Origin of the sequence: Nocardia sp. NPDC058058 (genome assembly GCF_042885355.1) — a bacterium.
Taxonomy (GTDB): Bacteria; Actinomycetota; Actinomycetes; order Mycobacteriales; family Mycobacteriaceae; genus Nocardia.
This window is the reverse complement of the sequence record NZ_JBHVSA010000001.1, coordinates 959,200-980,093: the sequence shown is the minus strand read 5'-3', so window position 1 is coordinate 980,093 and position 20,894 is coordinate 959,200. Positions and strand designations below refer to the sequence as shown.

General features: G+C 67.4%; 19 protein-coding genes. 11 read left to right on the top strand and 8 right to left on the bottom strand.

All coding sequences use genetic code 11. From position 1 onward, the window contains the following. Nucleotides 1-136: 136 nt before the first annotated feature. Nucleotides 137-1,639, top strand: a complete 1,503-nt coding sequence (locus ACFVUS_RS04415) for an alkaline phosphatase (protein WP_387761738.1) — start codon at nucleotides 137-139, stop codon at nucleotides 1,637-1,639. Further along, nucleotides 1,636-2,211, top strand: a complete 576-nt coding sequence (locus tag ACFVUS_RS04410) for a hypothetical protein (RefSeq protein WP_387761737.1) — start codon at nucleotides 1,636-1,638, stop codon at nucleotides 2,209-2,211. The genes ACFVUS_RS04415 and ACFVUS_RS04410 overlap by 4 nt, the downstream gene beginning before the upstream one ends. Before the next feature lie 86 nt (nucleotides 2,212-2,297). On the opposite strand, the gene ACFVUS_RS04405 is transcribed toward ACFVUS_RS04410, so the two are convergent. The 3 genes from ACFVUS_RS04405 to ACFVUS_RS04395 form a co-directional block, all read right to left on the bottom strand. After that, nucleotides 2,298-3,197, bottom strand: a complete 900-nt coding sequence (locus tag ACFVUS_RS04405; RefSeq protein WP_387761736.1) for an alpha/beta fold hydrolase — start codon at nucleotides 3,195-3,197, stop codon at nucleotides 2,298-2,300. Between the two features lie 145 nt (nucleotides 3,198-3,342). Further along, nucleotides 3,343-4,311 carry a sigma-70 family RNA polymerase sigma factor gene (locus ACFVUS_RS04400; protein ID WP_387761735.1) on the bottom strand — a complete coding sequence of 323 codons (969 nt, stop codon included), beginning with the start codon at nucleotides 4,309-4,311 and terminating at the stop codon, nucleotides 3,343-3,345. A gap of 11 nt (nucleotides 4,312-4,322) precedes the next feature. Continuing rightward, nucleotides 4,323-5,750, bottom strand: a complete 1,428-nt coding sequence (locus ACFVUS_RS04395; protein WP_387761734.1) for an MFS transporter — start codon at nucleotides 5,748-5,750, stop codon at nucleotides 4,323-4,325. A 151-nt stretch (nucleotides 5,751-5,901) separates the two neighbouring features. Between ACFVUS_RS04395 and ACFVUS_RS04390 the strand changes: the two genes are divergently transcribed. The 3 genes from ACFVUS_RS04390 (at nucleotide 5,902) to ACFVUS_RS04380 (ending at nucleotide 9,610) form a co-directional block, all read left to right on the top strand. Further along, nucleotides 5,902-6,750 carry a hypothetical protein gene (locus ACFVUS_RS04390; protein ID WP_387761733.1) on the top strand — a complete coding sequence of 283 codons (849 nt, stop codon included), beginning with the start codon at nucleotides 5,902-5,904 and terminating at the stop codon, nucleotides 6,748-6,750. A 202-nt stretch (nucleotides 6,751-6,952) separates the two neighbouring features. Then, nucleotides 6,953-8,506, top strand: coding sequence for a succinic semialdehyde dehydrogenase (locus tag ACFVUS_RS04385; RefSeq protein WP_387761732.1), 1,554 nt, complete (start codon nucleotides 6,953-6,955; stop codon nucleotides 8,504-8,506). A 99-nt stretch (nucleotides 8,507-8,605) separates the two neighbouring features. Next, the gene (locus ACFVUS_RS04380) at nucleotides 8,606-9,610 is read left to right on the top strand and encodes an immunity 49 family protein (protein WP_387761731.1); all 1,005 of its coding nucleotides are present in this window, start codon (nucleotides 8,606-8,608) and stop codon (nucleotides 9,608-9,610) included. A 60-nt stretch (nucleotides 9,611-9,670) separates the two neighbouring features. Here the strand turns inward: ACFVUS_RS04380 and ACFVUS_RS04375 are convergent, their stop codons facing one another. Together ACFVUS_RS04375 and ACFVUS_RS04370 are read right to left on the bottom strand one after the other, a co-directional pair. Then, a complete protein-coding gene (locus tag ACFVUS_RS04375; protein WP_387761730.1) occupies nucleotides 9,671-10,078 on the bottom strand; it encodes a DUF779 domain-containing protein in 408 nt (135 codons plus the stop codon). Nucleotides 10,079-10,308: 230 nt separating this feature from the next. Then, on the bottom strand, nucleotides 10,309-11,544 hold the full coding sequence (locus ACFVUS_RS04370) for a transcriptional regulator (protein ID WP_387761729.1): 1,236 nt from the start codon (nucleotides 11,542-11,544) through the stop codon (nucleotides 10,309-10,311). Between the two features lie 184 nt (nucleotides 11,545-11,728). On the opposite strand from ACFVUS_RS04370, the gene ACFVUS_RS04365 reads away from it, so the two are divergent. The 3 genes from ACFVUS_RS04365 to ACFVUS_RS04355 all read left to right on the top strand — a co-directional run bounded on the left by ACFVUS_RS04365 (nucleotide 11,729) and on the right by ACFVUS_RS04355 (nucleotide 14,012). Then, nucleotides 11,729-12,604: an LLM class F420-dependent oxidoreductase gene (locus ACFVUS_RS04365; protein ID WP_387761728.1), complete on the top strand. Its 876-nt coding sequence runs from the start codon at nucleotides 11,729-11,731 to the stop codon at nucleotides 12,602-12,604. 74 nt (nucleotides 12,605-12,678) lie between these two features. Further along, on the top strand, nucleotides 12,679-13,257 hold the full coding sequence (locus ACFVUS_RS04360; protein WP_387761727.1) for a hypothetical protein: 579 nt from the start codon (nucleotides 12,679-12,681) through the stop codon (nucleotides 13,255-13,257). Nucleotides 13,258-13,271: 14 nt separating this feature from the next. Continuing rightward, nucleotides 13,272-14,012, top strand: a complete 741-nt coding sequence (locus tag ACFVUS_RS04355; RefSeq protein WP_387761726.1) for a hypothetical protein — start codon at nucleotides 13,272-13,274, stop codon at nucleotides 14,010-14,012. Here ACFVUS_RS04355 and ACFVUS_RS04350 read toward each other — a convergent pair. Further along, the gene (locus ACFVUS_RS04350) at nucleotides 13,970-14,419 is read right to left on the bottom strand and encodes a nuclear transport factor 2 family protein (RefSeq protein WP_387761725.1); all 450 of its coding nucleotides are present in this window, start codon (nucleotides 14,417-14,419) and stop codon (nucleotides 13,970-13,972) included. The genes ACFVUS_RS04355 and ACFVUS_RS04350 overlap by 43 nt on opposite strands. Nucleotides 14,420-14,506: 87 nt before the next feature. Beyond that, nucleotides 14,507-15,721 carry an FAD-dependent monooxygenase gene (locus tag ACFVUS_RS04345; protein WP_387761724.1) on the bottom strand — a complete coding sequence of 405 codons (1,215 nt, stop codon included), beginning with the start codon at nucleotides 15,719-15,721 and terminating at the stop codon, nucleotides 14,507-14,509. 74 nt (nucleotides 15,722-15,795) lie between these two features. Here ACFVUS_RS04345 and ACFVUS_RS04340 point away from each other — a divergent pair, with 74 nt between their 5' ends. From ACFVUS_RS04340 to ACFVUS_RS04330, 3 genes are all read left to right on the top strand, one after another. Next, nucleotides 15,796-16,365: a TetR/AcrR family transcriptional regulator gene (locus tag ACFVUS_RS04340; protein WP_387761723.1), complete on the top strand. Its 570-nt coding sequence runs from the start codon at nucleotides 15,796-15,798 to the stop codon at nucleotides 16,363-16,365. Between the two features lie 433 nt (nucleotides 16,366-16,798). Then, nucleotides 16,799-17,779: a hypothetical protein gene (locus ACFVUS_RS04335; protein WP_387761722.1), complete on the top strand. Its 981-nt coding sequence runs from the start codon at nucleotides 16,799-16,801 to the stop codon at nucleotides 17,777-17,779. Between the two features lie 155 nt (nucleotides 17,780-17,934). Next, complete coding sequence (locus ACFVUS_RS04330) at nucleotides 17,935-19,089, top strand: polyprenyl synthetase family protein (RefSeq protein WP_387761721.1); 1,155 nt, start codon at nucleotides 17,935-17,937, stop codon at nucleotides 19,087-19,089. Between the two features lie 154 nt (nucleotides 19,090-19,243). Here the strand turns inward: ACFVUS_RS04330 and ACFVUS_RS04325 are convergent, their stop codons facing one another. Next, nucleotides 19,244-20,872 carry an amidohydrolase gene (locus ACFVUS_RS04325; RefSeq protein ID WP_387761720.1) on the bottom strand — a complete coding sequence of 543 codons (1,629 nt, stop codon included), beginning with the start codon at nucleotides 20,870-20,872 and terminating at the stop codon, nucleotides 19,244-19,246. Between the last annotated feature and the right edge of the window lie 22 nt (nucleotides 20,873-20,894).

The following is a 20,894-nucleotide window of genomic DNA, read 5'->3' as shown; positions in this document are numbered from 1 at the left end:
GTTGTCATGACATACGTTCACCGGATCGACAGCTCCGCGTCGGATTCGGGCAACCGTCCAGAGATACGTTCGCCGCGCCCGGGGTACAGCGGGTCGCGCACGGAGACCCCGTGTCGCGAAGGTTGGAGGGAACGAAGTGCAGCACAAGAAGCGCGCCTGGCTCGGCGCGGTCGCGGCCATCACCGCCGCGTTCGTGGGCTCGACCCTGGTCGCGGGTTGTGGCTCGGACAAAAAAGCCGACAACGAAGTGCACAACATCATCTACCTGCTCGGCGACGGTATGGGGCGCAGCCACATCACCGCGGCCCGCGAGCGCTTCGTCGGGGCCAACGGGCGCCTGAACATGGAGCAGCTGCCGTACGTGGGCGCGGTCGCCACCTACGCGGTGGAGCCGAACAGCGATAAGCCCGCGCTGGTGACGGACTCCGCGTCCGCGGCCACCGCCTGGGCATCGGGCGTCAAGACCTACAACGCCGCCATCGGCGTCGACGCCTACGGCAAATCCGTGCCCACGCTGATGGAACAGGCCAAGGCGGCCGGTTTCGCCACCGGCAATGTGAGCACCGCCGAGATCACCGACGCCACCCCGGCGGGCATGTTCAGCCACGCACTGCTGCGCGGCTGCCAGGGACCGACGTTCACCGAGGCCACCTGCCTGCCCAAGAAGTCGGACGGCAGCTTCGAAGCCGCGCCCGCGGACAAGACGCTGGTGACCCCGATCGCGGAGCAGATCGCGCGCAACGGCACCGCCGACGTCATCTTCGGCGGCGGCCTGGCCCGTTTCGAGCCCGATGACCAGAAGTCCTTGACCGACAAGGGTTATCAGGTGCTGGGCAGCATGGGCGATCCCGCGCTCAAGGCGCAGACCGCCGACAGCCAGAAGGTCGCCACCGCCGCGGACCTGACCGCGACCAAGAGCGACAAGGTGATCGGCCTGTTCAACCGCAGCAACCTGACCGTCACCGCGGCCCGCAACCTGCTGCCGGACTCCGCGCCGCAGAAGCAGGAGCCGACCCTGGCCGCCATGGCGACCAAGGCCATCGACCTGCTGTCGAACCGCAAGGACAGCAAGGGCTTCCTGCTGCAGATCGAGGGCGCGCAGATCGACAAGCGCTCGCACGCCAATGACGCGGCCCAGACCCTCGACGAGATGAAGGCGTTCGACGACGCCGTCGCCGCGGCCATGGACTTCGCCAAGAAGGATAAGCACACCCTGGTCATCGTCACCGCCGACCACGAGTGCGCGGGCTTCAACATCATCGAGAAGAACACCTTCACCAATGCCGAGGCCGTCGCTCCGCCCACCAATGTGGACGCGGGCAACACCGCCAACAACTCGCTGCCCTCGCGCGACGGCAAGGAGAACGTGAAGGATCCGGCGCGCTCCAGCGGCCTGATCAACGGTGCGGGCGCGAACGATCCGAAGAACTTCGGACCGGCCACCTTCCGCACCCCGAATGACAAGCCCGAGGTCAAGGACGGCTCGCCCGAGGCCAGCCTGTGGCTGACCTACCTGTCCGGCAACCACACCGGCGCGGACGTGATGATCTACGCCTACGGTCCGGGCGGTGACGTCTTCGCCGCCAGCCAGGACAACACCGCGCTGTACACCAAGATGCACAAGGCCCTGCTGCCGTGAGCATGAATGGTGTTGCGGGGCTCGGGGGTTCGGACTCGGCCGCGACCATGCCGCGAGGGGCGTGGATCGGGACGCGGGGGAAGAAGTCCGGAGCGGCGCGGGTAGCGATGTTCGCGGGACTGCTCCTGGCGGCCACGCTGGGCACCGCGTGCTCGAACTCGCAGACCGCCGGCGCGCCGACCACGGTGACGACGCCGTCCTATGCGGCGAAACCCGCTGTGGCACCGGCGGCTTCGATCAGCGCCGGACCGGGTGAGGTGCGCCTCGAGCCCGGGCCGTTCACCGATCGAATCCAGCTGACCGGCACCCGGCTGGACGGATCGACGGTGCACGGACGACTGGCCATCACCACCGATGTGAGCGATGTGCTCGCCCTCGAGGTACAGGCGGCGTTCTACGACGCGGCCGGAAAGCTCGTCGGCACCGGGCATTTCGAACACGCCGATGAGGAGGCCATGGGCGGCGGGACGCATATCCCGCACGACGACGGCATCGACTTCACCATTCCGGCCCCGGCCGGGACCGCGGTGTCCGCCGCGGTGCTGTCGATTCCGGTGCTGGTGAACGAATAGCGCCGGACCGCAACATCACTCGCGAGCCCGCGTGCACATACCTGGTGCACGCGGGCTCGCTTGGTTGTTCGGCGAATTCGCGAGCTTCAGCGCACCGCCGTCGCCTCCGTCGCGCCGATCAAGTCCGCGATATTGTCGGCGAAGCTGGGCCAGAGTTCGCGGGGGAGGCTGTGCGCCATGCCCGCGAACGAGATGAATTTCGCGCCGGGAATCACTGCCGCCGTAGCCTTTCCGCCACTGATATCGATGACGCCGTCCTCCTCGCCGTGCATGGTCAGCGCGGGCACCGCCAGCTCCCGCAGGCGTTCGGTGCGGTCGCCGGAGCCGATCACCGCGAGCATGTGCCGCATCATGGCGTCGAAGGCGAAGCCGCGGTCCCAGATGCGGCCGAGGGTATCGACGGCCGCGGCCTCGTCGAATTCGAAGCCCGGGGAGCTCAGTGCGCGAACGGATTTCAACCGCCAGGCAATGAACTCGTCCCGGGTGCTCGGCGGTCCGCCGGGTTCGCCGAACGCACCGGGTCGCGCCCGGCCGACGGCGGGATCGCCGGTGGTGGACATGATGGTGGTCAAAGTCCGCACCCGGCTGGGATATTCGATCGCGATGAGCTGTGCGATCATCCCGCCCATGGACGCGCCCACCAGATGCACGCTGTCCAGGCCGAGAGCATCGAGCAGGCCGACCGTGTCGGCGGCCATATCGGTGAGCGTGTAGCTCACCGACGACAGATCCCCGGCCAGCGCCGCCGCGATATCCGGGGCGGGCGCATCGGTCATGAAGGTCGATCGGCCGGTATCGCGGTGATCGAAGCGAATCACGTACAGCCCCCGCGCGACCAGCTCATCCCGGAACCCGTCCGGCCAATTGATCATTTGCCCGCCCGCGCCCATGATCAGCAGCACCGGCGGATGTGCCGGATCGCCCGTCGTCTCATAGGCCACCTCGATCCCCGCAGGCCCCACGCCGATCGCCTTGTGCTCAGCCATCTCCCACCTCGTTCTTCGGTCTCGAAAAGCCACAGAGCAGCGAGTATGGACCACGGCCGGGGGCTTGCGGCAAGCCCGGGTCCGCGATATAAGTTTCAATGGGGAGGAATTCGATTCCCATCCCCGACGGACTCGGCGCGCTGTGTCACGGCAGGGCCGGGGGCAGCCCGAAGCGTGGGAACAAGCGCGGATCCAGGAATACGGTGATCCGCTCGATCGCCGAATCCGACACCGTCAGTACGTGAATCGCGTGCGCATGATGAACTCCGTCCGCACCCCGCAGGTAACAGGCAACGGCCGGTTGGGTATTCGCGGCCGTGCGCACCAGCCGCCATCTGCTCGGATCCGCGCAGGTCTTGGCGCTGAAGAACTCCACCACATGGGTACGCCCGGCGAACCACACCAGGGCGGGCGGCATCTCCATCACCGCGTCGTCGCGCAGCAGTTCGGCCAGGGCGCGCATATCGGCATTGCCGAAGGCGTGCATATAGCGATCGACCGTCGCCCGCTCATCCGGGCTCAATGATTCGGACATCTGGTCGAGCATCGGGGCGACCTCCTCCAGGTGGGCGTGCGCGCGTTGCAGCGCGCTGTTGACGGCGGCGGGGGAGGTATCGAGGAGTTCGGCGACCTCGGCCGCCGACCAGGCCAGCACATCGCGCAGGATCAGCACCGCGCGCTGGCGGGCGGGCAGCAGCTGCAGCGCCGCGATGAACGCGAGCCGCACACCGCTTCGCGCCGCCACCACCGTGGCGGGGTCATCGGCCGAATCGCCGAGCAGCCCATCGGGAATCGGCTCCAGCCACGGAATCTCCGGATGCCGGGGCGGGGAGGTGTCCAGCATCGGACTCGGGCCCGCGAGACCGCTGGGGAGCGCTCGCCGCTCACGCTGCTCCAGCGCGGTCAGGCAGGCATTGGTGGCGATCCGGTACAGCCAGGTGCGCAACGACGCCCGCCGCTCATCGAACCGGTCCGCGGCGCGCCAGGCCCGCAACATGGTCTCCTGCACCAGATCCTCGGCCTCGTGGATCGAACCGAGCATGCGGTAGCAGTGCGCGAGCAGTTCCGGGCGGAATGGTGCGGTGCGGGTCGCGAATTCGGCGCTGACCATCATGATTGACGAACCTACCGAGTACTCGGGAGCGCGGGAACAGCCGCGTCGTCGGCGCGAGCCGAAGCCGGCGCGGCGGGCGTGCCCGCCGGAATCAGCAGACCCGCCGCCGCGCCGAGCAGCGCCAGCAGTGCACCGGCGATGATCGCGGCGGTGAAACCATCGGTGAATGAGCGTGCGGACGCATATCCGCCTGTCGCGGCGAAAACGGCTGCGGGGACCGCGATTCCGAACGCACCGCCGAGTTGGCGCAGCGCGTTGTAGGTGCCGGACGCGGCCCCGACGCCCGATATCGGGACCGCCCGCAGCACGGCGCTCTGGGCGGACGGAATGGCCATCGACGCGCCGATGCCCGCGATCACGAAGGGCGCGACCAACATCGCGTACGGCAGATCGGGTCGGGCGATGAGCGCGATCCAGCCGTACCCGATCGCCTGCAACAGCAGGCCGAGCACGACAAGCGGGCGTTCGCCGAACCTGTTGACCTGCTTGCCCGCGACGGGTGCCACGAAGAACAGCGTGACCGTCCAGGGGGCCAGGCGCAGGCCCGCGCCCAGCGGACCGTACTGCTGTGCCACCTGGAGGAACTGGGTGAAGAAGAACGCGCCGCTGAAGATGGAGGCGGTCAACAGGAAGCTCGCCGCATTGCCCGCGCTGAACGCGCGCGAGGTGAAGAAGCGCATCGGGATCAGCGGCGCGGCGGTGCGCAGTTCCCAGCGCACGAATCCGATCAGTCCGGCGACACCCGCCACCAGGGCCGCGACGACTTCGGCACTGCCCCAGCTGGATTCATTGCCGCGAATCAGGCCCCATACCGCACCGAACGCGGCGACACTCACCAGCGCTATCCCGGCGTAGTCCAATCGTCGTGCCGCACCGAAACTTTCGGACAGCCGAGTCAGCACCAGCGGAATCAGCACGATTCCGATCGGCACATTGATCCAGAAGATCCACTGCCATGCCAGTCCCTGCACCACCGCCCCGCCGACCAGCGGTCCGCCGAGCGTGGCCAATCCCGTGGTGGCGGCGAAGAATCCGAGAGCACGGGTGCGCTGATCGGGCGGGAACGCCGCCGACAGCAGCGCCACGGCCACCGGCATGACCGCGGCCGCGCCGATGCCCTGCACCGTCCGGGCGGCGATAAGCCACCCCAGATCAGGTGCCAGCGCGCATCCGGCCGAGGCCACGCTGAACAGCGTCAGCCCCGTGGCCAATACGCGCCTGCGCCCGTACCGTTCGCCGAGCGCGGCCCCGGCCATCAGCAGTACGGCGAAACTCAGGTTGTAGGCGTTGATCGTCCATTCCAGCGCGCCGATCGAGGCGTGCAGATCCAGCTGAATGGCATGCATGGCCGTGGTGACGACCAGTGCGTCCAGCACGATCATCAATCCGGCGAGTGAGGTGAGCGCCAGTACCCAGCGCTGACCGACGGTCATTGTCATCGCGTGCAGTCCTTCTCCGAAGGGGTGTCGCGAATACATACCGGCGAGCCCGGCCGAATTCATCGGAGCCGTTAGTGCTTCGTTGGTGGATGCAGAGTCGGCTCACCGACTCTTGGTGCAGACCAACGAACACCAAGAAGGTGAGAAGACAATGACCAGTGCCCCCAAGCCCGCGCTGAAACGTGCCGTGATGGTCGCTTCGGCATTCGCACTCGCCGCCGGCGCGCTCCAGATCGCCGCGGCTCCGGCGTACGCCGTGGCGGGCCCGACCACCAAGTACGAGTGCCGCGATCTGCAGACCCCCGGCAAGCTCTTCCCCGGTGACGAAGTGGCGTGCACCGTCACCGTCAGCACCGCCGGGAACGACTCGTTCTCCAATGTCATTGCCGAAGTGACCATTCCGAACGGCACCGTGTACGAGTCCGGCGGCAACAAGCTGGGCGGGCAGAAGGTCTCGTTCACCCTCGGCGAGGTCACCAAGAACAAGACCGCGTCCGCGACCATGACCGTCATGGTCGAGGGCCAGACGCCGCCGAACACCAATATCTCCAGTGACGCGGTGGTCAAGGGCTTCGCACCGAACGGCGCGTTCGACACCAACGCCTCCTCGAACACCCTCGTCGTGGTCTCCGCCGGTGGCGCGCAGGGCAACCAGCTGGTCGCCAAGACGGATGTGGCCTCGGTCAACACCTTCGGGCGCGCCGAGACCCCGATCTCCGAACTGGTCGACGCCCCGGCCGGTGTCACCCCGAAGATCGAATTGGTGACCAGCGCGGAGCCGAAGAAGAACTACGTCGGCGCATCGATCATCGATAACGGCCAGAAGATCGCCTGGACCGCACTGTGCACCGCGACCCCGCAGGAGAAGACCCAGTCCTTCACCATCAAGATCTCCGCGCCCGGTCAGGCGTCGGTGGAGGCCAAGACCACGGTGCTGCTCGGCAACAATGTCGCCAACCAGGGCATCGTGCCGCCCGCGAATTGCGCGCCCAAGCCCTGATATCCCACTCGAATCAGCACGGCCGGTGCGACTTCTCGAAGTCGCACCGGCCGTGTTTCCGTGTGCGCGGCGGCACCGCGATTGCCGACATTTTCGGACGGAAACCCGGCTCGACCGGCCGGATATCGGACTCAGCCGTCACGGGTGCCCGGTGGGGGTAGATTGTGTGTACCCCGAAGTTACCTGTAAGTAGGAGGCGACGATGCCTGTGCCGGCAGCCGCAGTGTTCGAACGTCTACGGACGTTCGCGGCCGTGGATACCACCGAGGACCGCGATATTCGCGCGATCACCGAGGTGTTCACCGGAAAGACGCTCGGTACGGTGCCGGTGGGCACGGCCGCCGACGTGACCGCCGCCGTCGCCAAAGCGCGTGCGGCGCAGGCGGAATGGGCCGCCCGCCCGGTCAAGGATCGGGCCGCGGTGTTCAGTCGGTACCGCGATCTGGTGGTGGAGAACCGCGAATACCTGATGGACGTGGTGCAGGCCGAGACCGGTAAGGCGCGCTGGGCCGCTCAGGAAGAGATCATGGGCCTGATGATGGCGGCCCGCTATTTCGCTCGTGTCGCACCGCAATTGCTGGCCTCGCACAGCGTGCCGGGCGCGTTCCCGGTGCTCAACCGGGCCGCCGTGCGCGCGGTGCCCAAGGGCGTGGTCGGCGTCATCGCGCCGTGGAACTACCCGATGCTGCTCTCGATCGGCGATTCGATCCCGGCGCTGCTGGCCGGTAACGGCGTCGTGGTGAAACCGGACAGCCAGACCCCGTACTCCTCGCTGGCCAATGCCGAACTGTTCGCCCGCGCCGGACTGCCGCGCGACTTGTTCGCCGTGGTCACCGGGCCCGGAACGGTGGTCGGCACCGCCATCGTCGAGGCCTGCGACTACCTCATGTTCACCGGTTCCTCGACCACCGGCCGCACGCTGGCCGAACAGTGCGGCCGCCGCCTGATCGGCTTCTCCGCCGAGCTGGGCGGTAAGAACCCGATGATCGTCACCGCGGGCGCGAATCTCGACAAGGCCGCCAAAGCCGCTGTGCGCGCGTGCTTCTCGAACGCCGGTCAGCTCTGCATCTCCATCGAGCGCCTCTACGTCGAACAGTCCGTGGCCGCCGAATTCACCGAGAAGTTCGTCACCGCCGTGAAGGCCGCGAAAGTCGGTGCGGCCTACGACTATTCGGAGGATATCGGCAGCCTCATCTCCGAGGCCCAGCTCGAGACGGTCACCAAGCACGTCGCCGACGCCGTCTCCAAGGGCGCGAAGGTGCTCGCGGGCGGCAACCCGCGCCCCGACCTCGGCCCGCTGTTCTACGAGCCGACCGTGCTGGCCGATGTCACCGACACCATGGAATGCGGCCGCAACGAAACCTTCGGCCCGCTGGTGTCCATCTACCCGGTAGCCGATGTCGAAGAGGCGATCACCCGCGCCAACGACACCGAATACGGCCTCAACGCCAGCGTGTGGGCGGGCAGCAAGGCCGAGGGCGAGCGCATCGCCGAACGCCTGCACGCGGGCACGGTCAATATCGACGAGGGATACGCCCCCGCCTGGGGCTCCACCGGCGCTCCCATGGGCGGTATGGGCATCTCCGGCGTGGGCCGCCGGCACGGTCCGGACGGGCTGCTCAAGTTCACCGAACCGCAGACGGTCGTGGTCACCCGTTTCCTGAATCTCGATGCGCCGCCGCTGATCTCGCAGGACAAGTGGCAGCCCTTCCTGATGGGCGTCGCCCGCGCCATCAAGTACCTGCCCGGCCGCTGATCTGATCCGACCGCCAGCCCCCGCACGAAACCAACGGTATGTTTCGGTACGGGGGCGGGCGGCGATGTCCGGCACCCTGTTTCGACTTCAGGAGGGCCAATGACGCTGAGCACCGGGCAGATCGGGCGGCACTATCCCTGCGATCCGGACGCGGAACGGCCCGGCGGTCGGCTGGATGACGCGATCGACCTGGTTCACGAGCAGATCTCGGGGGCATGGGAGACCGCGCACGCGATTCTCGAGGAGGACCTGGCGACCGAACCCTTCATCGGGTTGCAGGCGGTCGCCAATGAATTCCTCGGGCTCGCGGGGTATTACAGTCTCGCCGATTTCGGTGACGGGCACACGCGTATTCGCTCGTACACCGAATCGGCGGCCAACGCGCTGGTGGGGCGACTACAGGCGGCGCGGCAACCGGTGGGCGGCGCGGCCGTCACCATGATCATCGAAGATGACCAGTACCGGGTTCCCGGCATCGGCGGGAACGAACCCGGCCCCGCCGCATCGGATTTCGTGTCCGCGCTGTCGCTGGGCTCGATCACGCGTGATCCGCGGCTGCTGGCATTCCTGGTGGGCACCGTCGATCGGCCCGCGTTCCCGCTACCGGGGGCGAATGACTACGCGACACTGTGGGCGCTGGGCTGGCAGCAACTCCACCGGGGCGAAGCAGGTGTTCGGGACACCCTGCGCGCGGCCTGGGATGCGGCCACGGACAGTTCGGACGAGTACGCCGTACTGTGCGCCGCGCCCGCGATCCGGGCGCTGGAGTACGCCGCCGCGGGTTCGGCCACGGAGTTCAATGCCGCGATCGCCGAAGCGCTACAGCAACATCGAAGGTTCTGGGGTACGCGCGAACGATGTCTCGCCCCGGTGGGTTTCGTCTCCTGGCATCTGCTCGGGCTGGCCGGTTTCGCGTCCGATCGCGGACTGCCGGTGACCGTCGAATCCGGTTATCTACCGCCCGCGCTGCTGGATCGCGCATGGACGATTCCGTTCGCGGAAGAGATCGTGGTGCGCCCCAGGGTGACGCACGACGATCAGGGGCACCCGCTGTATCCGCTTCGGCTCGGGATCGACGGGCTCTGGGAACTTCTGCCGCAGTAGGGCTTTCACACGTGGGGCGGTGGCGCGGCCGGCCCGGAGAAACCGGCCGCGCCACCTTTCTCATCCGGTCAGGTCGGCGCCTCGGGGCGGCCTGGGAGCCGCCTCCAATACCGCCGCCTCGGCATCGGTGAACAACCGCGACCGGATGATGAATCGGACTCCCTCGGGAATCTCGAGGGAGAAGCCGCTGACGCGGCCGGTAACCACGTCCACGGTGAGATGGGTGTGCCGCCAGTGCTCGAAAGTACCGGCGCTCAACCAGAACGGTGTATCCGGGAAGACACGGCCGAGCAGGACATCGGCCGCGCCGACCCGGAAATCACCCAGCAGGTAGCACATGGGTGAACTACCGTCGCGGCAGCCGCCGGACTGATGGAACAGGACCGGGCCGTGATGCGAGATGAGGCCCTGCAGGACATCGGCCGCGGCATCGGTGATGGCCACCCGGGTGACCGAACCCGTCTTCATCTGACTCCTCCAGTGATGCTCGGATGTCTTCGGAAGCGTTGGGCCTCAGAGGAACCCGAGCCGCTCTGCGGTGACCGGGGTCACTATGAACCCGCCGGGTTGGCACAGGGTTGGCGTGCGGTTGGTGAAAAGTAGGCTGTTCAGTGCAACCTCGGCGCAACGATGCGCCAACCCGCGGGCGGTCGTGTCCTATACGCCGAACCGGTCCCGTGCGGGCCGGTATCGACCAACTACGCGCGTAATGCGGTGTGCAGCCGGGCCGCCGCCAAGGCGCGGCGACTGTCGCCCGGGGCGAGCAAACGCAGTGCGTGTTCGTGGATTTCGATATCGTCCGGGCAACGCTGCCCGAATCGCAAGGCGTGCTCGGGATTCCGATCCGCGAGCACCGCCGTGCGCAGACCGACGTCGAGATGTTCGCGCCACTGCACGATCCCGGGAATATCGGAATCCGGTAGTAGCGGACCACGATACAGCCGTACGGCGGTCGTCAGATCGCCCGCCTCCAGGGCCGCGAGCAATTCGGTGGCATCACAGGCGAGCGGATCGGTGAGCATATAGCGGCGGTCCGCGATCTGGCCGTCGGTGGCGCGGCGCAGGCGCGAGACATCGGCCTTGAGGGTGCTGGGGGAGACCGACCGGTCGCCGTAGACGGCGGCGTGCAGACGCTCGGGGGTGAAACCCTCGGGCTCCAGCGCCAGCAGGGTGAGGATCTCCACCTGCCGCGGGCGCATGGCCACCTGCTGGCCCTGCTTGTACAGGCGCGGCACCCCGAGGCATTCCAGCCGGGTGCGCGCCACCGGTCTGGATTGTTCTGTGTGCAAACGGGATTCGATGGCGGTCACCAGCGCCCGCACCGTCGCCAGGATCATCGGATGCGATCGATCCCAATAGGTCGACAGGTCCAGCACGCCGATCTGACGGCCGTCGGCGGCACGAATCGGGGCGCAGTAGCAGACCCAGCCGTGCAGCGCCTCCACCAGATGCTCCGCCGCCCACACCGTGCTGGGGCGGCCGGTGTGCAGGGACAGGGCCACACCGCTGGTCCCCATATAGGGCTCGTCCCAGCAACCGCCGGGCGCGAGGTTCACGGTTTCGGCGCGCCGCCGCACCGCGCGGTCACCGCAGCTGAACAGCACGGTGCCCTCGTCATCGGTGACCACCGCGATCATTCCGGCGTCCTCGGCGATGGCGCGGATCTCCCCGGCGAGTTCGGTGACCGGGATCCGCAGCGGCGATTCGGCCCAGCGCGAACCCAATTCATCCCGATCGGTCGCCGGGGCCACCGCGCGCGCCGGATCGACGGTGCGCAGTGAGCGCTCCCACGACTCGACCACTTCTTCGCGCAGCACCGGCACCGGTGTACTCGCGGCGGGCAGTGCGGGCAGCTGTTGCGTCCCCGTCGCCCACCGCGCCCACACCTTCTCCAACTCCGCACGCTGTTGGAAGATGGCCGGTAGCTGTGTCATCGCGCAAACTCCTCGCGGGCGCCTCGGAAATGCGATACCCCATGATGGCGCGCCTGAGCCCCGCCCGTACCCCATTCGGTGGAGTCCACGCGTTAATTCGATTCGGCCGCCTTCGCAGGCTTCGCCGGGCGGCCGGAACTCAGTGCTTGTGATCTTGTACGGATTCGACTGGTAGACAGTAGGTATGGCGTACCCATTCCGCTTCGGTGTGAACATGATTGCCCCGTCATCACGCACCGCCTGGATCGAGAGGTGTCGCCGGGCCGAACAACTCGGCTTCGATGTGATCGGTGTTCCGGATCATCTGGGCCTGGCCGCGCCGTTCCCCGCGCTCATGCTCGCGGGGGAGGCGACCGAGCGGGTCCGGCTCAACACCTTCGTCCTGAACACCCCGTTCTACAACCCGGTGCTGCTGGCGCGCGATGTCGCCGGACTCGATCAGCTCACCGACGGCCGCGTCGAACTCGGACTCGGCGCGGGCTACGTCAAGGCCGAATTCGACGCCGCCGGAATGTCTTTCCCCTCCGCCCGGGAACGAGTCGACCATCTCGAGCGCACCGTCACCACACTGCGCGGATTGTTCGCCGACCCGGAATACACCCCGCGCCCGGTACAGCCGGGCGGCCCCACCCTGCTGATGGCGGCCTGGGGTGACCGATCACTGCGGCTGGCCGCCGCGCACGCCGATATCGTCGCCTTCACCGGTGCGGGCGCGAGCGATAACGGTCGCCTGACGCTCGCCGACAGCGCCGCCCTCGCCAAGCGCACCGACTACGTGCGCGACCATCTGGGCGGGCGCACGGTGGAATTCAATCTGCTCGTCCAGGCCGTCATCGGCGACCAAGAGCGTTCCGCCGCAGCCGATTCCCTCGCCGCGCATTTGCCGTTCGAGTTCGACGGCGACCTCGGGGACCTGCCGGTGCTGCTGCTCGGCACGCCCGCGCAGATCGCCGATACGCTGCGCGAACGCCGGGAAACCTTGGGGTTCAACTACATCACCGTGCTGGAGCCCAATATGGAAAAACTCGCTCCGGTCATCGAGTTGCTGCGCGGGGAATGATCCGCTCATACGTTTGAGCCCGCCGCGTCGAGGCATTACGTCCGCAAGAGACGGACTCGGCGAGGAGGAGCAAGATGTCGGGTGCAGTAGTAACCGTGATTGTCATCGTGGTGGTGATCGCCGCGGCAATCGTGATCGCGCTGGCGCTGATGCCACGCATGCGCAGTCGCAAATTGAAGGAGCGGTTCGGGCCGGAGTACGACCGCACGCTCGAACAGGCGGACAGCCGCCGCGAGGCCGAACGTGAACTGGCGGAACGGCAGAAGCGGCATCAGCAGTTGAACCTGCGCGAGCTGACCGACGACGAGAAGCGCCGCTACACCATGCAGTGGGCGCACGTGCAGGAGCAGTTCGTCGACGATCCGGCGCACGCGCTGGAGAACGCCGACCGCCTGCTCACCCTGGCGATGGCCGATCGCGGCTATCCGACCGAGGACCCCGACCAGCGGGTCGCGGATCTGTCGGTCGAGCACGCGCAGCCGCTGGACCGATTCCGCCGGGCGCATCAGATCGCCGGACAGGCCGGACGCGGGCAGGTGTCCACCGAGGATATGCGGTCCGCGATCGTCGACTACCGGCAGCTCTTCGCGGAACTGGTGGACGGCAACGGCTCCGAAACCGCCACCCAACGCTCCGCACGCGATAACCGATAAGTGAGGTACGACCAATGAGCACCGACAAAGAGCAAGCGAAACAAGCCGCCGCACAGGCGAATACGGTGACCGGCAGCGATGCCCGCGCCGCCGGTTCCCCGGACCGGCCCGAGCACACCGGCCGATCCGATGACGCCCAGCGGGGCACGCCGGAATCGCTCGACCCCCGCCGCGATCCGAATTCTCTCGGGGTGCAGACACCCGATTCCGTTGCGGCGCAGGCCTCCGACCCCCGGGCGGCGCACGCGCCGGAGCACGCGGTCCACGGACAGCCGAATCAGAACGTCGAGGCCGATCAGCGGCTCCGCGCGGCCGCACAGCAACCGTCGGCGAGTACGCAGCGGGCGCACGAAGGCGGACAGCTGCAGCCGAACGGTGGCCCCGGCAACGGTGGCCCCGGCGCGAACGAAGCCGCCCAGCGACAGCACAACGGCGGCCTGGTTGCCGACGGGCAGCCCGGCACCGGGCAGAGTGCGCACGGGGTCGATCCGAACCAGCTGCGCGGTCAGTGGCGTGAAGTCCAGACCATGTTCGTCGACGACCCCCGCGACGCGGTCACCCGCGCCGACAAATTGGTCGAGGGCGGCATCCAGGCGCTGGTGGACAGCTTCGCCCAGCGACGGCACGCGCTCGAACAGCGCTGGCACGAGGAAAAGGGTTCGGACACCGAGGAATTGCGCCAGGCGCTACGCGGCTATCGCGACCTGTTCGATCAGCTGATCACGGCCTCGGCCGGCGGGGCGACGAACATATAGGACTTCTCCTCGATTCGCCGGCTGATCCGCCACTGATCGTCCACCCGGACGAATGAGTCGTGGTACCAGAGCCCGCACAGCATCAAGCGGGGCAGACCGTCCGCACCGGCCACCACCATCGGGTTGTGGCACATGGTGCGGGCGGTCGCCGTATCACCCTCGACCTCGATGGCGGAGTTGGCGATCAAATGCTGGAACGCCGTGAAATTCGGCATGACCGTGGCGAGAAACGCCTTGGTGGAGGCCAGATCCCCGGCCGGACCACCCATCGCCGTGTAGTCGATATGCGCGTCGGCGGTGAAAATCCCATCGAGCAAATCCCACTGCCGCGTATCCACCGCGTGCGAGTAGTGGACCATCAGGTCCTGGATTTCCATCCGATCCGAAATCTCTTGCAGGGACAGCATGCTCGCCTCCGGGTAGTGCCTGTACAGCTGGTGTTCGGTGCCCGAGCGTACGGCGCGTCGCGGATTGATCTTGTGTTTTCCGAAAGATCAGAACGGCGCGACCGCGTAGTCCTTGGCCGCGACGGTGCGGGCCACCTTCTGCGGCGCGCCACCGATGAGACCGCGCCACGGCAGATACGGCAGCAATCGCACATTCAGATTGCGAACCCGGATCATGGTCTTGCTACCGGGCGCGTACCACTGGCCCACCCCCTCGGCGAACTGCTGGCAGGCATCGACCATGGGCCGCATCTCCCGCTCGTAGGCGGCGAACGCGAGCCGGTAATCACCTGCGGCGGCGGCCAATTCGCCCGCGAGCAGATACGCGCCGACCAGCGCCAGATCCGCGCCCTGGCCCGAAAGCGGGGAAGCGCAGTACCCCGCGTCACCGACCAGCGACACCCGGCCCCGGGACCAGGTCGGCATCTTGATCTGCGCCATGGCGTCGAAATAGAAGTCCGGCGCGTCGGCCAGTTCCGCCAGTAGCCGCGGCACCTCCCAGCCCTGATCGGCGAAGGTGTCGGTCAGAATGCGCCGCTGGGCGTCCGCATCGCGGAAGTCGTAGTCGAGCTGGTCGGAGGCCCACGCGAAAATCGCCTTGGCCTCGGTGTTCTCCCGCGCGCTGTAGCTGCCCGCGATCTTGCCGGGGGTGTTGTAGTCCAGTTCCCAGTGATCCAGGTTCAGCAGATTGGGGATGGTGAAAATCGAGATGTAGTAGCCCATATGGCGGACGAAATCCGACTCCGGGCCGAAAACCAGTGCGCGCGTGCGGGAATGCACACCGTCCGCGCCGATCACCAGATCGAAGGTGCGGGCGGGGGAGTGCTCGAAGACGACGTGCACCCCGTCCGCGGTCTCGGTGAGCTCGGCGATGGAATCGCCGAAGAGGTATTCGACATCATCGCGAGTGGCCTCGTACAGCACCCGCGCCAGATCCCCGCGAGCGATCTCGGTATCACCGTCGGCCCCGACGCCGTTGAACACCTCGCTGCTGATGCTGGCCTTGACCGCACCGTCGGCGCCCACATAGGAGGAGCCGCGCTTCCCGGTCTGCAGGGCGTGCACTTGCTCCAGCAGCCCCATCCGGCGAATGACCTCGGTCGCGGTGCCGAGCACATCGATGGCCTGACCACCCTCGCGCAGCGCCGGGGCCTTCTCCACGACGGTCGGCCGGAAACCGTACCGCCGCAACCAGAAGGCGAGAGCGGGACCGGCGATGCTCGCACCGGAAATCAGGACGTTCTGGTTGGCCATGGTTCGCATGGTCAGAACTGTACAAATGTCTTAGGCATTTGCGCAATACTTTTGTCTGAGGCGTTTGCGCTAGTCTGCTCGACATGGGAAACCGTGAGGATCTGCTGGCCGGCGCGCGCACCTGCCTGTTCGACAAGGGCTTCGCCCGCACCACCGTGCGCGATATCGCCACCGCGGCGGGCGTGAGCATGGCCGCCATCGGCTACCACTTCGGATCCAAGGAAGCCCTGCTCACCGCCGCGCTCACCGCCGCGACCCGGGAGTGGGGCGACGAACTGGCGCGCGCGCTCGCCGCGACCGATATCACCGACCCGGACGCGCTGCGCCGCTTCACGGCCCGATGGGACGCGGTCCGGGAGTCGATCGCCGACCACCGCGGCGTATGGGCGGCCACCTTCGACGCCCTCTCGCACCCGGACTCACGGGCGCGATTGGCCGCGACCATGCCCGAGGCCCGGGCGGGCCTGGCTCGCCTGTTCGGCGGCGGTGACACCGAGCAGGATCGCACCGCGGGGTTGGTCTACCAGGCGCTGCTCATCGGTGTGGCCGCGCAGTATCTGATCGATCCGGAAACCGCGCCCACCGCAAGCGATCTCGCAGACGGGCTGCGCCGGATCACCGGAGCGGGCGGGCGCGTGGGGTCCGGCACGTGACGCGGCGGCGGTCCGCATGCTGGCCGATTCGCAACGAGAGTGTCTCGCAATACATTTCGCGGCCTGCCGCACGGATTCCGCCGCCGGATCACACATCGGCAATCTCATTTGCACGTACACCGCGGCGAACGTGCTGATCACGGAAGATCTTGTCGGCCTTGATCTCTCGGTGCGCAGTCAGCTCCGCCACACCGGCGTTCGGCCACCCCGCACGGCCTTGAAACACGCGATAGACTCGGCGAAAGTGGCAGGGCTGATCAGTCTTCCGGCGCATGACCGGACTGGTACCGGCGGGGGGTGGACCCACTGACAGCTATCCGACTCCACGCGGCGCTCGCACCACCGGCCGAATAGCGGTCAGATCGCCGGTTGTAGCCGAAACGCCGGTATGGTCAGAGCGGCGGGTAAACTGGTTGGGAGATAGGCAGTTTCGATGGAGCCAACCGATTTTTTCATGCCGTACGCCCCGGTGGACCTCAATCCGCTGGAGCTGGAGGCAGAGGCGGGTATGTGGGAGTGGCTCGAGGCGTTCGAGCTCGTGCCCACCGAACTGACGCGCCGGCGGATGGAACGCACCAGACCAGCGCGGATGTACGCGCTGTGGTGCCCGAAGGCCGATATCGAGGAACTCACGCTGCTCAGCCAGTACACGGCTTGGGCTTTCGTGGTGGACGATCAGTTCGATATTGAAATCCCCGATCCACAGCGCTGTTTGGAGGCCGTGCGCGCGCTCAACGCGGTATTCGACAGCGCCAGGCAACCTTCCGGCGTGCTGGCGGTGGCGTTCGCTGATCTGTGGCGGAGACTGTGCCACGGCCGTTCACCCGAATGGTGCGAGGCCGTACAGGCGGAGATCCGCGACTGGCTCTGGACGTACTACACCGAGAGTGTGGGGCGGCTCTCCGGAAATCTTCCGGATCTGGACACCTATCGCGCGCATCGCCGAGATGGCGTGGCGCTCTTCGTATTTCTCGATATCAGCGAGCGCGCCGAGGGGATAGACCTGTGCGCTCCCGCCCGCTACCTCCCGGCCATGCGTGGTCTGCGCGAGGCGGCGGTCGAGCATATGGGCCTGTTCAACGATGTGCTGTCGGTGGCCTCGGACGAGGCCTCAGGTTACCTGTACAACTCGGTGCTGCTGGCCGAATACCACCACGGGCACAACCGGACCCGCGCACTCGAGCTCGTCAACACCCTGCTCACCGAGTGCATAGACCGCATGACCGCAGCACTCGAGCGACTTCCGGCCGAACTCGCCGACGCCGGACTCGATGATCGTGATCGCGCCGACACTTTGGCCACCGCAATCAGTTACACGGTGTACGTTCGGGCGAATTTCGATTACCACTATCAGGCGGCCCGTTATACCAGCGCGCCGGTGGAGGCGCTCGAACACGGCCTGCCACTCACCTGAACTGCGGCGCAGTCGCCGTTGCCGAAATGAAATCCACAGGCGGTCCCGCGTTTTCACGTTCGGATGGGACGATTGGGATCTTCTATGCATGGCCGCCCAATCACCGCCGGGTGGCTACGGAGGCCGTGTGCGAGTGAGCGGGGCCGATTATGCGAGTGTCGAAACCGACCGGAAACACAGCGGGACAACGACTCGAGGGCATGCGCCGCTGGGGTCTGACCCGGCCGACCATGATGAAAACCATCGGCCACAGCGAGATACGCCAGCGCCCAGCGGAATACGAGCAACATCCCGACGGCGATGCGCACCTCGCGGCCCGCGGACAGCTGACCGCCGCGCGGCTGGCCATCGAACCGGTGTTGCGCGCGGCGGTCGCCTCACTCTCGGAACCGATGGATCGCATGGCCGGATACCACTTCGGCTGGTGCGATGCCGAAGGCGTGGAGATCACCGGACTACAGGGCAAGGCCCTGCGTCCCGCCCTCACCTTCGCGGCCGCGGTTGCATGCGGCGGGACCATCGACAGCGCCACGCACGCGGCCGCCGCGGTGGAGCTGCTGCACAACTTCTCCCTGGTGCACGACGATGTCATGGACGAGGACCGTTTCCGGCACGGCAGGCCCACGGTCTGGCGGGTCTGGGGTGAAACCAATGCCACCCTGCTCGGCGACGCGCTACAGGCGCTGGCCCTGGGCGTGCTCTCCGATGGTGTGCCCGAGGCGGTGACCGCGGAGGCGGTGATCCGGCTGGCGCGCGCCACCGTCACGCTGTGCCGGGGGCAGTACGAGGATTGCGCCTTCGCGGCGCGCTCCTCGGTATCGGTCGACGAATACCTGACCATGGCCGCGGGCAAGACCGGGGCGCTGCTCGGCTGTGCCTGCGCGCTCGGCGCGCTGTGCGCCGGGGCGGATCATCGAGTGGTGTCCGCCATGCACACCTTCGGGTGCGAATTGGGCCTGGTGTTCCAGCTCGTCGATGACGCCATCGATATCTGGGGTGATCCCGAGGTGACCGGAAAACCGGCGCACAGCGACCTGATTCAACGCAAGCAGTCGTTCCCGGTGGTCTGTGCGTTGGCCTCCGATACCGGACCCGGGCGGGAGTTCGCGCGGATCTATCACGCGCGCCAGCCGATGACGGCGCAGCGGGCGGCACGCGCGGCGAACCTGATCGAGGAGGCCGGTGGCCGCCAGCGCACCCTGGGCCGCGCTGCAACGGCGCTGGAATCGGCGCTGGGCGTACTGCCGCCGGGAATGGCCACCGCCGACCTGACGGCACTGGCTCATCTGGTCGCCTACCGGGATAAATAGCACGCACGGGGTTGAGGCGATTTATGTGTAACCGACGGTTACACATACTTTGACTCTTACCGAAGAAGGGGATTCGCCGCGCACGACGGGCGGCTGATGGATACGACCATAGCATCCCGCCCGCCGCGCCGTGGCACCTCCGTCGAAAATCGACCTAACCGAACACCCGCGCACCGCCGACATAGGTCTGCTCGACCTTGGCATCGGCGATCTCCGCCGTCGGGTGCTCGAATGGATCACGGTCCAGCACAACGAGATCCGCGAGCATTCCGGTGCGCAGGCTGCCCGTGTCATCGCGGCGGTTCGCATACGCCGAACCCGCGGTGTACGCGGCCAGGGCCGTCATCAGGTCCAGGCTCTGCTCGGGCAGCAGCGGCGGGAGCGCCGAACCCGGGGTGACGCGATTGACCGCGGTGTGAATCCCGGACAGCGGATTCAGATCACTGACCGGCCAATCACTGCCCGCGGCCAGCGTGACGCCCGCGCGCAGCAGATCACCGAACAGGTACTGCCGATCGCGCAGGCCCGCGCCCAGGAACGGCAGGGTCAGATCATCGAGCTGCGGTTCGTGCGCGGCCCACAGCGGTTGCAGATTGGCGACCGCGCCGAGCCGGTGGAAGCGGCCGATATCGTCCGGATGGATTACCTGCAGATGCGCCAGCTGATGCCGATTACCGCGCGGGCCGTTGGCGGTCAGCGCGGCCTCGACCGCATCGAGCGCCTCCCGCACGGCACGATCGCCGAGGGCGTGGAAGTGCACCTGGAAATCGAGCGCGTCCAGTTCGGTCACATAGCCGCGCAGCGCGCGCGGATCGACGAAACTCATGCCCGCGTTGGCGGTACAGCAGCCCCGGTGATCGAGGTAGGGCTCGGTCATGGCGGCGGTGAAATTCTCGGCGATGCCGTCCTGCATGATCTTGACCGTGTCCAGGCGGAAGCGCTCGCTGCCGAACTGCTTGCGGCGCAACAGCATCGCTTCGATCTGAGTGGCGTCGCGATCGCGCTCCCACCACTGCGCGCCGGTGACGCGCGCGGTCAGCAGCCCCTGTTCGGCGGCTCGGGCGAAGGTCGCCGCCGAGTCCATATTGCGGTCGTAGCCGCCGACGATCGCCTCCTGCCAGCCCGTGATGCCCAGCGAATGCAGGAGTTCCTGCGCGCACAGCAGTCCGGTCAGCCGGTCCTGCGGGGTGATCTCCGGGAGTACCCGCTCGACCAGGGCCATGGCGGCTTCCTGGAGCATTCCCGTTGGGCCGCCGTCGGTTTCGCGTTCGATCCGGCCATTGGCGGGATCGGGGGTCGCGGCGGTGATGCCCGCCAGCTCCAGCGCCCGGGTATTCGCCCAGGCCCCGTGATGGTCCCGGTTGACCAGATACACCGGCCGATCCGGCACCAGCGCGTCGAGCCGTTGGCGGGTCGGCTGCCCGCCGGGGAAGCTCTCCATGGACCAGCCGCTGCCGGTAATCCATTCGCGCGCGGGATTTTTCGCGGCGTAGGCGGCGATCCGGCGCTGATACTCGGCCAGCTCGACCGTCCCGCTCAGATCGCACGCCGCCAGTTCGATACCACCGGCGGCGGCGTGCACGTGCGCGTCCTGGAAGCCGGGCAGCAGCGCGCGCCCGCGCAGCTCGACCACCTCGGTACTCGGGCCGATGGCGGCGTGCGCTCGCGCGTGCCCGACGGCGCTGATGCGATCGCCGGTCACCGCCAGTGCGGTCGCCCGGCTGCGCGCGGAATCCATGGTGAGCACCGCGCCGCCGGTGAACACTAGGTCGGCATGGGACATGAAACTGCTCCTGACAGCGCTG

Bases quoted from the DNA above. Each gene is read 5' to 3' on its own strand.
- ACFVUS_RS04405 (WP_387761736.1), bottom strand. From the start codon at position 3,197: ATGGCTGAGCACAAGGCGATCGGCGTGGGGCCTGCGGGGATCGAGGTG.
- ACFVUS_RS04400 (WP_387761735.1), bottom strand. From the start codon at position 4,311: ATGATGGTCAGCGCCGAATTCGCGACCCGCACCGCACCATTCCGCCCG.
- ACFVUS_RS04395 (WP_387761734.1), bottom strand. From the start codon at position 5,750: ATGACAATGACCGTCGGTCAGCGCTGGGTACTGGCGCTCACCTCACTC.
- ACFVUS_RS04390 (WP_387761733.1), top strand. From the start codon at position 5,902: ATGACCAGTGCCCCCAAGCCCGCGCTGAAACGTGCCGTGATGGTCGCT.
- ACFVUS_RS04385 (WP_387761732.1), top strand. From the start codon at position 6,953: ATGCCTGTGCCGGCAGCCGCAGTGTTCGAACGTCTACGGACGTTCGCG.
- ACFVUS_RS04380 (WP_387761731.1), top strand. From the start codon at position 8,606: ATGACGCTGAGCACCGGGCAGATCGGGCGGCACTATCCCTGCGATCCG.
- ACFVUS_RS04375 (WP_387761730.1), bottom strand. From the start codon at position 10,078: ATGAAGACGGGTTCGGTCACCCGGGTGGCCATCACCGATGCCGCGGCC.
- ACFVUS_RS04370 (WP_387761729.1), bottom strand. From the start codon at position 11,544: ATGACACAGCTACCGGCCATCTTCCAACAGCGTGCGGAGTTGGAGAAG.
- ACFVUS_RS04365 (WP_387761728.1), top strand. From the start codon at position 11,729: ATGGCGTACCCATTCCGCTTCGGTGTGAACATGATTGCCCCGTCATCA.
- ACFVUS_RS04360 (WP_387761727.1), top strand. From the start codon at position 12,679: ATGTCGGGTGCAGTAGTAACCGTGATTGTCATCGTGGTGGTGATCGCC.
- ACFVUS_RS04355 (WP_387761726.1), top strand. From the start codon at position 13,272: ATGAGCACCGACAAAGAGCAAGCGAAACAAGCCGCCGCACAGGCGAAT.
- ACFVUS_RS04350 (WP_387761725.1), bottom strand. From the start codon at position 14,419: ATGCTGTCCCTGCAAGAGATTTCGGATCGGATGGAAATCCAGGACCTG.
- ACFVUS_RS04345 (WP_387761724.1), bottom strand. From the start codon at position 15,721: ATGCGAACCATGGCCAACCAGAACGTCCTGATTTCCGGTGCGAGCATC.
- ACFVUS_RS04340 (WP_387761723.1), top strand. From the start codon at position 15,796: ATGGGAAACCGTGAGGATCTGCTGGCCGGCGCGCGCACCTGCCTGTTC.
- ACFVUS_RS04335 (WP_387761722.1), top strand. From the start codon at position 16,799: ATGGAGCCAACCGATTTTTTCATGCCGTACGCCCCGGTGGACCTCAAT.
- ACFVUS_RS04325 (WP_387761720.1), bottom strand. From the start codon at position 20,872: ATGTCCCATGCCGACCTAGTGTTCACCGGCGGCGCGGTGCTCACCATG.